This window comes from Alishewanella sp. HL-SH05, from assembly GCF_052655985.1.
Genome location: NZ_CP199753.1, coordinates 794,749 through 806,886, shown reverse-complemented (window position 1 = coordinate 806,886; position 12,138 = coordinate 794,749). Strand labels below are relative to the sequence as shown.

Annotated in this window: 16 protein-coding genes; 9 read left to right on the top strand and 7 right to left on the bottom strand. The window is 45.2% G+C overall.

The window, feature by feature from the left end; translation table 11 throughout:
* The first annotated feature begins 13 nt into the window (after positions 1-13).
* Entirely contained in the window at positions 14-1,099 is a 1,086-nt protein-coding gene (locus ACUJFL_RS03600) for a trypsin-like peptidase domain-containing protein (RefSeq protein ID WP_226749372.1), read from the top strand.
* Between the two features lie 90 nt (positions 1,100-1,189).
* Here ACUJFL_RS03600 and murA read toward each other — a convergent pair whose 3' ends face one another.
* From murA to mlaF, 7 genes are read right to left on the bottom strand one after another with little or no spacing between them, the layout of a single operon-like run.
* A complete protein-coding gene (murA, locus tag ACUJFL_RS03595) occupies positions 1,190-2,446 on the bottom strand; it encodes a UDP-N-acetylglucosamine 1-carboxyvinyltransferase (protein WP_445428523.1) in 1,257 nt (418 codons plus the stop codon).
* Positions 2,447-2,454: 8 nt separating this feature from the next.
* On the bottom strand, positions 2,455-2,712 hold the full coding sequence (locus ACUJFL_RS03590) for a BolA family protein (protein ID WP_445428522.1): 258 nt from the start codon (positions 2,710-2,712) through the stop codon (positions 2,455-2,457).
* A 9-nt stretch (positions 2,713-2,721) separates the two neighbouring features.
* Positions 2,722-3,015 carry an STAS domain-containing protein gene (locus tag ACUJFL_RS03585; protein WP_226749369.1) on the bottom strand — a complete coding sequence of 98 codons (294 nt, stop codon included), beginning with the start codon at positions 3,013-3,015 and terminating at the stop codon, positions 2,722-2,724.
* Positions 3,016-3,018: 3 nt separating this feature from the next.
* A complete protein-coding gene (locus ACUJFL_RS03580; RefSeq protein WP_445428521.1) occupies positions 3,019-3,684 on the bottom strand; it encodes an ABC transporter substrate-binding protein in 666 nt (221 codons plus the stop codon).
* The gene (gene mlaD / locus ACUJFL_RS03575; protein ID WP_226749367.1) at positions 3,684-4,148 is read right to left on the bottom strand and encodes an outer membrane lipid asymmetry maintenance protein MlaD; all 465 of its coding nucleotides are present in this window, start codon (positions 4,146-4,148) and stop codon (positions 3,684-3,686) included. Before mlaD ends, ACUJFL_RS03580 begins: the two co-directional genes overlap by 1 nt.
* Before the next feature lie 3 nt (positions 4,149-4,151).
* Positions 4,152-4,934 (bottom strand): lipid asymmetry maintenance ABC transporter permease subunit MlaE, encoded by a 783-nt coding sequence (gene mlaE / locus ACUJFL_RS03570; RefSeq protein WP_306177208.1) that lies wholly within the window; start codon positions 4,932-4,934, stop codon positions 4,152-4,154.
* Positions 4,931-5,734 (bottom strand): phospholipid ABC transporter ATP-binding protein MlaF, encoded by an 804-nt coding sequence (gene mlaF, locus ACUJFL_RS03565; RefSeq protein ID WP_445426143.1) that lies wholly within the window; start codon positions 5,732-5,734, stop codon positions 4,931-4,933. Before mlaF ends, mlaE begins: the two co-directional genes overlap by 4 nt.
* 287 nt (positions 5,735-6,021) lie before the next feature.
* Here mlaF and ACUJFL_RS03560 point away from each other — a divergent pair, with 287 nt between their 5' ends.
* Genes ACUJFL_RS03560 through hpf form a run of 8 tightly spaced genes read left to right on the top strand, consistent with a single transcriptional unit; the run spans position 6,022 to position 12,135 of the window.
* Positions 6,022-6,999, top strand: coding sequence for a calcium/sodium antiporter (locus ACUJFL_RS03560; protein WP_226749364.1), 978 nt, complete (start codon positions 6,022-6,024; stop codon positions 6,997-6,999).
* An 8-nt stretch (positions 7,000-7,007) separates the two neighbouring features.
* Entirely contained in the window at positions 7,008-7,979 is a 972-nt protein-coding gene (locus tag ACUJFL_RS03555) for a KpsF/GutQ family sugar-phosphate isomerase (RefSeq protein ID WP_445428520.1), read from the top strand.
* A gap of 1 nt (position 7,980) precedes the next feature.
* Complete coding sequence (gene kdsC, locus ACUJFL_RS03550) at positions 7,981-8,535, top strand: 3-deoxy-manno-octulosonate-8-phosphatase KdsC (protein ID WP_445428519.1); 555 nt, start codon at positions 7,981-7,983, stop codon at positions 8,533-8,535.
* Entirely contained in the window at positions 8,532-9,086 is a 555-nt protein-coding gene (gene lptC / locus ACUJFL_RS03545; protein WP_445428518.1) for an LPS export ABC transporter periplasmic protein LptC, read from the top strand. The genes kdsC and lptC overlap by 4 nt, the downstream gene beginning before the upstream one ends.
* A complete protein-coding gene (gene lptA, locus ACUJFL_RS03540; RefSeq protein WP_226749360.1) occupies positions 9,076-9,567 on the top strand; it encodes a lipopolysaccharide transport periplasmic protein LptA in 492 nt (163 codons plus the stop codon). Before lptC ends, lptA begins: the two co-directional genes overlap by 11 nt.
* Positions 9,564-10,286 (top strand): LPS export ABC transporter ATP-binding protein, encoded by a 723-nt coding sequence (gene lptB / locus ACUJFL_RS03535; RefSeq protein WP_226749359.1) that lies wholly within the window; start codon positions 9,564-9,566, stop codon positions 10,284-10,286. Before lptA ends, lptB begins: the two co-directional genes overlap by 4 nt.
* Positions 10,287-10,334: 48 nt before the next feature.
* Positions 10,335-11,822, top strand: coding sequence for an RNA polymerase factor sigma-54 (locus ACUJFL_RS03530; RefSeq protein ID WP_226749358.1), 1,488 nt, complete (start codon positions 10,335-10,337; stop codon positions 11,820-11,822).
* Positions 11,823-11,847: 25 nt separating this feature from the next.
* Positions 11,848-12,135, top strand: coding sequence for a ribosome hibernation promoting factor (gene hpf / locus ACUJFL_RS03525; protein WP_226749357.1), 288 nt, complete (start codon positions 11,848-11,850; stop codon positions 12,133-12,135).
* The last annotated feature ends 3 nt before the right edge of the window (positions 12,136-12,138 follow it).

The window sequence follows — 12,138 nt, the reverse complement described above, 5'->3', positions numbered from 1 at the left end:
CAGAAGCGACATTGTGCGCAACCTTTTGTTATTTATTTTAAAAAGTAGCGCATACGGCTTAGCGCTCGCCTTTATTCTTATCTTGTTTTTCCCCAACATCGCTCGGGTTGACTTGTCTTTATGGCAAGCACCTCGTGCCGAGCAAAATACCGCGCCGGTTTCTTATAACCATGCGGTACGACGTGCTGCGCCAGCGGTGGTAAATGTCTACACACGCAGTCGAATTGTCGATCCCCGGTCGTTACAACCCCGCACCATTGAACGGCAAGAGTTAGGTTCAGGTGTCATTATGTCGGCGCAAGGCTATATTCTGACTAATTATCATGTGGTGTATGGTGCCGATCACATTGAAGTGGCTTTGCAAGACGGTCGCTGGCTAGAAGCCGTGTTAATCGGTCAAGATGAAGTGTCTGATTTAGCCGTGCTTTATGTACAAGCCGACAACTTACCGGTGATCCCGCAAGATCCTAACATCGAACCGCAAGTTGGCGATCTGGTATTAGCTATCGGTAACCCTCTTAATTTAGGTCAAACCATCACGCAAGGTATTATCAGTGCTAATGGCAACCATGGGTTAAGCTCTCGAGGCTATCCTGACTTTATGCGAATGGATGCCGCCATTAATAAAGGCAATTCGGGCGGTGCACTAGTAAACAGTAATGGCACCTTGGTTGGCATTAATGCTGCCGCATTCCAAGTACAAAATCAGGATATCCAAGGTATTTTCTTCGCCGTGCCCTATCAACTCGCCCGTATTATTATGGAAAAGCTCATTAAACATGGTCGCGTTACACGCAGTTATTTGGGCGTTGCCGGTCAAGCTGTAATCAACGCTGCGGGTGATCCTTTATTTTCATCTGGCCAAGCGCTGTATGGTTTGCGCTTAAGTGAAGTCACCAGTAATGGCCCTGCGGCAATGGCTGGCTTACAAGCCAATGACATTATTTTGGAAATTGCCGGACAACACTTTCAAGATATGCGGCATGCGTTAAACTTTATCGCTGAAACGCCCCCCGATACCGAGTTACAAATCACCATCGACCGTAACGGTGAGCGTATGGTGATCCCAACCATCGTTAGGGAACAACCGCGCCGCTAAATGCGCATATAAGATGCATCTGCTGATTTAATCAGTTTTAAGTAATAAAAAAACCGCATTTCTGCGGTTTTTTTAGTTACAAGCAAACGCTTAACCGTTTACTCGCTCAATGTGCGCACCTAAGCCTTGTAGTTTATGTTCGATTTGCTCATAACCACGGTCGATATGGTAAATGCGATCCACCACTGTGGTGCCTTTAGCCACTAAACCCGCAATCACTAAGCTTGCTGAAGCGCGTAGGTCGGTAGCCATAACCTGAGCTGCAGTTAACGATGGGCTGTGCTGACAAACTGCTGTATTTCCTTCTAAGCGGATTTTCGCGCCCATACGTTGTAATTCAGGTACATGCATAAAGCGATTTTCGAAAATCGTTTCAGTGACGACACCAACACCTTCAGCTACCACGTTTAATACCGTAAACTGGGCTTGCATATCTGTTGGAAAGCCTGGGTGAGGCACCGTTTTAACATCTACCGACGTTAACTTTCTTCCGGTCATGTTTAAACGGATCCAATCGGCACCCGTTGTCACTTCAGCACCGGCTTCACGTAATTTCTCAAGCACAACTTCTAAATCAGTTGGTGCCGCTTTTAAACAGGTAATATCGCCACCGGTTACCGCCGCTGCCACTAAAAAGGTGCCTGTTTCAATACGATCTGGCAGAACACGATGCTCTCCCCCCTGTAACGCAGGCATACCGTCAATCACTAAAGTGTCTGTACCGGCACCGCTAATTTTCGCACCTAGGGTATTGAGATAATTAGCTAAGTCAACAATCTCTGGTTCACGAGCCGCGTTTTCAATGACCGTACGACCATCGGCTAAGGTCGCCGCCATCATCAAGTTCTCGGTACCTGTCACACTGACCATATCCATCACTAAGTGCGCGCCTTTTAAGCGTTTAGCCTGCGCTTTGATATAGCCGTTTTCAACCGTGATCTCTGCGCCCATTTTACGCAAACCGTCGATATGTAAATTGACGGGTCTAGCACCGATAGCACAGCCACCGGGCAAAGAAACCTCGGCTTGACCAAAGCGAGCCAATAAAGGGCCCAGCGCTAAAATAGAGGCACGCATGGTTTTCACCAAGTCGTACGGTGCAAATTGATTACTAATTTGGCTGGCATCAACAATTACGACATCCGCATCACACTCAACCTTGGCGCCAAATAGCTGCAACAGCTTAAATGTCGTTTCGATGTCTTTGAGTTTGGGTACATTGCGAATGGTGGTAGGTTGCTCAGCTAATAAGCTTGCAAACAGAATAGGCAGGGCGGCATTTTTTGCGCCCGATATCACGACTTCACCTTGTAGTGGGCCGTTGGCAGTAACTAAAAACTGTTGCATAGTGGATCTCAGAGCGGAGGGTTTAAAAGTTTTTCTCTGCGCCACTGCTGCGGCGTAAAGGCCTTAATACTTACTGCATGCATACTGCCATCAGCAATCGCTGCCATTAACGGGCTGTAGACAAGCTGCTGTTGTTTAACGCGGCTTAAGCCGTCAAAACAATCACCTACGGCAGTGACTGCGTAATGTGAGCCGTCAGTTTTAACATAAACTTCTGCTAGTTGCAGATGTTCTTTTAACAGTTGCTCTATCTGAGCAATTTCCATAACTACACCTTAATTGGTTATAGGCAAAATGTCGGTCACCGCACTTACTTTAGCAAGTGAAAGTAGCTGTGCCGGCACCTTGATAATTTCAATTTTTATTTTCAACGTCTTGGCGCGTGCAATCTGCTGGATCAGCCAAGCCAACCCTGCCGAGTCTACATTGGTTAACGCCGAGAAATCAAAGATTACCTCACCCTGCAACTTATTTAACAACGTGAAGGGTGAATGCATCATTAACGTATCGCGATCGAGTTCGCCACTAAAAAACAGCGTTTGATCGGTTTGGCTGATTGCTAATGCCACCTGTTACTCCGAAGTGCTTGCACTATCATCGTTGGCTAACTTAACCGGCTCTTTAGATTTTTCTTTCAGCAACTCAGTCACACTGGCCAAACCTTGCTGTCTGATCAAGTTATTTAATTCGGCGCGTTTGCTATCGAGTAAAGAAATACCTTCGGCGATTAAATCGATCACCAACCATGTTTCCGCATTGCGTGGACGGCGTAATTTAAAATCAATAACGATGTCAGGCTTACCTGGATCCATCACCCGAGTACGAATAGTGATAATACTTTGATTACCAATCACTTTAGATGGCTCAATCATCACTTTTTGTTCTTTGTAATAGGTTAAAGCTCCCGCGTAAGAACCAATCATATATTGTTCAAAGGCTTTCACAAAATCATCAAAAGCTTTTGGGTCTTTACGAATATCAACGGTACGGCCAACGACGATCGCCGCAGCATAACGGCTATCAATATAAGGTAATAATTCTTCTTGCACTATCACCCGCAAATGTTCTAAATCTTGGTTAATGATCGGCTGATCTGTTTTCACCCGATTAAAGGTTTTGTCTGCAACCACTTCGATCATTTTGTAAGGATCGGTATAAGTTTCGGTAGCTAGCACAGGTAATACTAAACCTGCAGTTAATAGCAAAGACACACTCACCTTTTGCAATAAAGCTCTCATTAATTCCCCCGATTGAATAAAAACTGCCCAATTAACTCTTCGAGCACGATAGCTGAACGCGTGTCTTCAATGGTATCACCGTTACCTAACATCAATACGGTGTCATCGACAAACCCTGGTAACAAGCCAACATATTGTTCACCTAATAAGCCTGAGGTTAAAATCGCCACTGAACTCGTTTCAGGAAAGTTACTGTACTCAGCGTTAATTTCTAACTTAACCACTGGCGTGTAACTGACGCGATCTAATTCAATTGAGCCAACACGGCCAACAATCACGCCACCCACCTTAATAGGTGAACGCACTTTTAAACCGCCAATATTGTCAAACTTGGCATACAAGGTGTAAGTTTGCGAAGCACCACCAAAACCGGTATCAGCTACTTTTAAGGCCAACATTAAAAAGGCCGCACAAGCCAAAACAATAAAGCCGCCAACTAAAATTTCAATTTTACGCGTGGTCATTTTTTATCCACCAAACATTAATGCAGTTAATATAAAATCAAAGCCCAAAACAGCCAATGATGCCGTGACTACCGTTTGAGTGGTGGCACGGCTAATACCTTCCGAGGTCGGGATGGCATCAAAACCTTTGTGTAATGCAATCCAGATCACTACGAGTGCAAACACTGCACTTTTTATTACACCATTTAGCACATCCTGATACAGGTCAACGTTAGCTTGCATAGCAGACCAATAGCTACCTGCATCGACACCTAGCCATTCTACACCAACCAAATGGCCACCTAATATGCCCACAGCATTAAATAGCAATGCCAGTAATGGCATGGCAACGACCCCCGCCCAAAAGCGTGGAGCGATAATACGACGCAGCGGATCAACTGCCATCATTTCCATACCGGATAATTGCTCAGTCGCCTTCATTAAGCCAATTTCTGCGGTAAGCGCGCTACCGGCACGACCCGCAAATAACAGCGCGGTGACCACCGGGCCTAACTCGCGCAGCAAACTTAGCGAGACTAAAGGGCCTAACATACCCTCTGCGCCAAACTTTACTAAAACGTTATAACCTTGCAGTGACAGCACCATGCCGATAAACAAGCCGGACACGAGGATGATCATCAACGACAACACGCCAATGACATACAATTGTTTGATAAACAACGGGAAGCCTTTACGGAAATCGGGCTTACCCACTATGGCACCAAATAACATGATACCTGCACGACCAAAACCACTGATGGTACTGAGCGTTTGATGGCCTATTTTTTGTAATCTATTTGCGATCACTTGCCGAGCTCCATTAATTCATCTTCATAAGCTGCAGCTTTATAATGAAAGGGCACTGCCCCGTCTGCATCGCCATTTAAAAATTGCTGCACTAATGGCGATGGATCGGCACGTAATTGCTCTGGCGTACCTTGGCCAATCACGGTTTTATCTGCCACAACATAAACGTAATCGGCGATACTCATGACTTCTTTTACATCATGCGACACCACGATAGACGTTAAACCCAAGGCGTTATTCAGTTCGCGGATCAATCGCACAATAACACCCATTGAAATAGGGTCTTGTCCAGCAAAAGGCTCATCGTACATGATTAACTCAGGATCTAAAGCGATTGCCCGAGCTAATGCAGCACGTCTTGCCATACCACCGGATAATTCCGCTGGCATCAAATCACGTGCACCGCGTAAACCTACCGCCTCCAGCTTCATTAATACAATTAATCGAATTAACGACTCGGATAAACGGGTGTGTTCACGAAGTGGAAAGGCCACGTTGTCAAATACCGATAGTTCGGTAAATAGGGCACCGCTTTGAAACAGCATGCTCATCTTTTTACGGGCTTGATATAAAGCTGAACGTGACAATTTAGGGATATTTACGCCATCAAACATAATATTGCCGCTGTCTGGGATCAATTGACCACCAATGAGTTTTAACAGCGTTGTTTTACCAATGCCGCTAGGCCCCATAATGGCGGTAACTTTTCCCCTGACAAACTGCATAGACATATCGCGGTAGATCACTCGTTCTCCGCGTGAAAAGCTCAGGTTTTGGATATCGACCAACACATCAGACAACGTTATTTCTCCAGTTCTCTTTGCAACCAGTCAGCTCTCGTTAAACGGGCAATCTTGCTAAGGGCGCGCATGTTATATACATTCATAACAGTTTACAATATGAGCAAAGTGGCAAAGTGTGCTTATTGTAAACGCTATGAGAGAGTAAGTCGTGGCAATAATTCGAAACGAACAGCAGGTATTTTCGAATAATGCTTGGCGTAGGTGTTTTTACCGAGGTTTTTTTGCATTTAGCAGCAAGAAACGGGAAAATACCCTTTTTAACTGTTAAGCAGACAACGGACACCATGATATCACCTTTGTTATTAGCCATTATCTTCGTTATCGTCGGACTCGTATTGCTGATTTGGAGTGCTGACCGTTTCGTATTCGGCGCATCATCTGTTGCCCGCAATAGCGGTGTTTCGCCAATGATTATCGGATTAACGATTGTTGCAATGGGTTCATCCGCGCCAGAAATGTTGGTCTCGGCAACAGCCGCAGCACAAGGACGACTCGACACCTCGGTTGGTAACGCTTTAGGTTCCAATATCACAAACATCTTAATGGTCATTGGGGTTATTGCCCTATTCAAACCGATTACGGTTGCCTCATTAACCTTGAAGCGCGAATTTCCGTTAATGCTGTTTTTCACTTTTGTTGGATATTATTTTTTATCAGACCATAACTTAACGCGGGCTGAAGGTATTATCTTGCTTATCGCTTTTTTCAGCTTTATCAGTTTGTTGGTGTACTGGGGTAAGCATGCCAGCCCAACCGATCCGCTTATCAGCGAAATTGAATCAGAAATTCCACCCCCAACCTCTACTCTAAAGGCGGTGTTTTGGGTTATCGCCGGCTTAGTGTTGTTATTAGCCAGCTCGCAGTTATTGGTTCAGGGTGCAGTCACCATTGCCCGTTATGCTGGAATGAGTGATTTAATCATCGGCTTAACAATTATTGCTATCGGCACCAGTTTGCCCGAACTCGCCGCAAGTGTCATAGGCGTAATAAAAGGCGAAGATGATCTGGCGCTGGGCAATATTATCGGCTCAAACATTTTTAACATTTTAGCCGTGTTAGGCTTAGGCGCAGTGATTGGGCCTTCAACACTCGATATTAATGCCGGTACGCGGGATAGCTACGTAATGATCGCCGCGGCCTTTGCACTGTTATTAATGTCAATACGTATCGGCAAGCAACAACGTATCAATCGATTAGAAGGTGGCTTGCTTTTAAGCGGCTTTATTGGCTACCAATATTTGTTATTTACTCATTTGGCGTAAACTTGGTTATGACCACAAAGACTTTCCGTGAACAGGCTTTAGCGGTATTACGCATCGAAGCCGAAGCCGTTCGACAACTCGAACAATATCTTAATGATGATTTTGAGCGCGCTTGTCAGCTGGTACTCGATAATAAAGGTAAAGTTATCGTCAGCGGTATTGGTAAATCTGGCCACATTGCCAACAAAATAGCGGCAACCCTCGCCTCTACTGGCTCTCCGGCTTTTTTTGTGCATCCAGGCGAAGCGAGCCATGGTGATTTGGGCATGTTGTCAAAAGACGATATCGTTATCGCCATCTCCAATTCTGGTGAAACAGCAGAATTACTGACCATAGTGCCAATTATCAAACGCATGGGTATTCCACTGATCGCCATGACCGGGAAAGCGGATTCTACGTTAGCGTGCTTGGCCGATATTCATTTATGTGTAGCTGTACCTCAAGAAGCTTGCCCACTTGGCCTAGCGCCCACCGCCAGCACCACGGCGACACTGGCGATGGGTGATGCCTTGGCTGTCGCGGTGTTAGATATTAGAGGCTTTTCAGCCGATGATTTTGCGTTATCGCATCCCGGTGGCAGCCTTGGTCGCAAGTTATTGTTGCGCTTAGAAGATTTAATGCATAAAGAGAATTTAGTGCCTATCGTACCGCAAGAGGCCAGCATTAAAGATGCCTTATTAGAGATTTCACGCAAAGGGCTCGGCATGACCACCGTGGTCGATGCACAAGGTCGCTTAGCTGGGCTTTTTACAGACGGTGATTTACGACGTATTCTTGATCAACGTATTGATATACACAGCACCTCTATTGCCAAGGTGATGACGGTCAATTGCATTACGGTTAAAGCAGAAATGCTCGCCGCCGAAGCGTTAAATATTATGCAGCAACGAAAAATTAATGGCCTGATCATTGTTAACGAGCAGCGCGAGCCAATCGGCGCCATGAATATGCACGACTTACTGCGAGCAGGAGTAATGTAACATGGACTTATATCGCCAGTTGTACCAAGCTATCAGTGATACTAACGCCAGCCGCGCGGCTGATATTAAATTACTTATCTGTGATGTCGATGGCGTATTTTCGGATGGGCGCATTTACTTAGGTAATCAAGGTGAAGAGCTAAAAGCCTTTCATACCCGGGATGGCTATGGCATTAAAGCACTGCGCCAAGCTGGCATAGAAGTAGCCGTGATAACAGGGCGACAATCGGCCATTGTGGAGCAGCGTATGAAATCGCTAACTGTGCCCTATATTTATCAAGGGCAAGAAAATAAAACAGCTGCATTTCAAGCGCTGCTCGCTGAACTGCAATTAGATGCCAGCCAAGTCGCTTATATCGGTGATGATTTGGCCGATTGGCAAGTCATGCAACATTGTGGCTTAGCCGTCGCGGTAAAAGATGCACATCCTTATTTGCAAAAGCGCGCCCATTTAGCCACGTCATTACCTGGCGGCTTTGGTGCAGTGCGCGAATTATGCGATCTGTTACTGATTGCGCAACAGCGATTTTTACAATTTGATGGCAGCAGCTCATGAGAAAGTTTTTTGTGCTCATCGTCATGTCACTCGTGATAGTCGCGGGCTACCTGTGGTTGAATCCCAGCGTTGAGCAAGTGGATCTGCAAGTGGATCGAGAATTTCAACCGGATTACATTGCTGAAAATGTTACCTTGCGCATCTACGACAATGAGGGCTATATTGCCGATCACGTGCAGGCGCTGAAATTAGAGCATTTTGAACAGCTCGGCTTTACGCAGTTTGATCAACCGCGCTATACCCTGTTTAATAAAGCACATCAGCCTGCTTGGGAAATCAGTAGCTTACAAGGTGTCTGGTTTCCTGAAGATAAGATTATTTTGGAAAACCAAGTGGTTTTGCAAAACAAACAAACCCTAGGTTTAGTAGAACGCGTTGAAACGGCCTCATTACAACTGATGTTGCCTGAAAAAAGTATTCATACGCATGAAATCGTTCAGATCACCGGCGCCGGTTTTTTCATTAAAGGGCAAGGTATGCATGTCGATTTAACAAAAGAAACCATGCAATTGCAAAAGCATTTAGAGACGGTATATTTCAATGAAAATTAATAGCTTAATGATTGTTTTGGCCTTTTTTTCTGCCGTTAGTTTGGCCGCCGAACCGGATCATAAACAGCCCATCTCGGTCGATGCAGATAAAACCTTAGCCTCATTAATTGACAGCATTGCCAGTTATGCCGATAACGTTGTCGTACGTCAGGGATCTATGTTGATTAAAGCAGACAAACTTGAAGTCGACGCCAGTGCTGGTAAAGGTAAAGAGGTGTTTATTACAACAGGCTCACCGGCGACCTATTCACAAACTCTGCAAGGTGATCGTCCTGTAACCGCTCAAGCGAATGAGATCCGATTTGACCGTGCTAGCCGAATTTTAACGTTATCGGGTAATGCCGAAGTGATGCAAAGCGGTAGCTTAGTACGCGGTGCCGTGATCCGTTACAACATTGAATTACAACAATTAAGTGCTGAAGGTGAGCAAAATCGTCGCGTTACCACGATTTTCACCCCAGAAAACAAGGACAATCCATGAAGTTAGTGGTCTCGCACCTCGCCAAAAGCTATAAAAGCCGGCAGGTAGTGAAAGATGTCAGCTTAGAAGTCAATGCAGGGCAAATCGTCGGTTTATTGGGCCCTAACGGTGCAGGTAAAACAACAACCTTTTACATGATTGTTGGCTTAGTTCCTTCGGATAAAGGCACCATTACCCTCAACGAGCAAGATATTACTTTTGCTCCGATCCACCAACGTGCCCGCGCCGGCATTGGTTATTTACCGCAAGAAAGCTCGATTTTTCGTAAATTGACTGTGCATGAAAACTTATTGGCCATTTTGCAAACCCGCAAAGATTTAAGCACGCAACGCCGCGCTGAAATTGCCGATGATTTATTAGAAGAATTTCATATCGGCCATATCCGCAACAGTTTAGGGATGGCGTTATCTGGTGGCGAGCGTCGTCGGGTTGAGATCGCGCGAGCATTAGCCGCTGATCCCGCTTTTATTTTATTAGACGAACCGTTCGCTGGCGTTGACCCGATTTCAGTACTTGATATCAAAAAAATCATTCAACACCTCGCCCAACGTGGCATTGGTGTTCTCATTACTGACCATAATGTGCGTGAAACGTTAGATGTTTGTGAAATCGCTTATATTGTCAGTCATGGCGAACTGATTGCAGCCGGTTCTCCGCAAGATGTTCTAGCAAATCAGCAGGTGCGTGATGTATACCTAGGTGAGCAATTCAGGCTATAGTAAAGAAGATAGAACGCAACTGCGCATTCAGGAGAGAATTACAGGTACATGAAGCCCTCTTTGCAACTCCGCCTAGGACAACAGCTTACCATGACGCCACAACTGCAACAGGCGATACGCCTATTACAGTTGTCCACCATTGAGCTACAGCAAGAAATACAGGAAGCGTTAGACGCGAACCCGTTACTCGAAGGCGATGATGATTTCGAACGTCAGCCAGATGAGGTTGATCACAGTCTTGGCAATATCAATCGCGATACCCTTGACGATCCACGCAACAAAAACTCAGAGCAAAAAGACGCAGCCGATCGCGATACCAGCGATGATCTGAATCAACAAAACATCCAAGAAGATTTACCGCTAGATAATAACTGGGATGACTTAGTCAGTGCCGCCCCTGTTAGCAGTGGCAACATGCCTGATGACGATATGGTGTATCAGGGTGAAACCAGCGATACCCTGCAAGATTATTTACGTTGGCAAATGCAACTCACGCCCTTTTCTGAAATCGACCGGGCTATTGCTGAGATCATTATTGAAGCCATCGATGACAATGGTTTTTTAAGTATCAGCTGCGAAGAGATACTCGACTCACTGCAATCTAACGAGGTCGAGGCCGACGAAGTTGAAGCCGTGATTAAACGCATTCAATTATTTGATCCGGTCGGGGTTGGCGCGCGCTCGGTGCAAGAGTGTTTACTGGTGCAGTTACGGCAGTTTGAGCCAACTACCCCCTATTTAAATGATGCAAAACTCATTATTAGCAACTATACCGAATTTTTAGCGAATAGAGACTTTCGTTCTTTGATGCGCGTGACTAAACTCAAAGAAGAAGAGTTAAAGGAAGTCATGCAGTTGATCCACAGTTTAAATCCTCGGCCCGGTGCTGATGTGATTAAACAAGAGCAGCAATATGTTATTCCTGATGTCACGGTGACAAAAGTAAAAGGTCGTTGGCAAGTCGAATTAAACGCTGACGCTATGCCCAAAATACGGATCAATCAGCAATATGCGGCGATGAGCAAAACCGCTAAAAATACCGCTGATACGCAATTTATTCGCTCGCACTTGCAAGAAGCTAAATGGTTTTTAAAGAGCTTAGAAAGCCGAAACGATACTTTACTCAAAGTAGCCAATTGCATTGTGCAGCAACAACAAGCCTTTTTTGAGCATGGTGAAGAAGCCATGAAACCGATGGTATTGAATGATGTTGCAGAAATGGTCGGTATGCATGAGTCGACTATCTCACGCGTCACCACTCATAAATATATGCATACACCACGTGGAATTTTTGAACTTAAGTTCTTTTTCTCCAGTCATGTTAGTACAGAGAGTGGTGGTGAATGTTCTTCCACTGCCATTCGTGCTTTTATTAAAAAATTGGTGGCGGCAGAAAATCCGGCAAAACCGCTAAGTGACAGTAAAATGGCGGAAATTTTGTTAGAACAAGGGATAAACGTGGCTAGGCGAACTATCGCTAAATACCGCGAATCGTTGTTTATTCCGCCGTCAAATCAACGAAAGACCCTGCTGTAAGTGTCTTAACTAAAAGGAAGAGTCTATGCAAATCAATTTAACAGGCCGTCACGTCGAAATTACCGAAGCCTTAAAAGATTATGTCGAGAATAAATTTGCTAAGCTAGAGCGTCATTTCGAGAACATTAATAATGTACATGTCATCTTAAACGTGGAAAAATTACAACAGATTGCCGAAGCTAAAATCCATCTCACCGGTGGCGAAGTGTTTGCGGTGTCTGAGAACGAAAACATGTATGCTGCGATTGACCAGTTAATAGACAAACTCGATCGGCAGGTCATTAAACACAAAGAAAAACTGTCACGACACTAAGAC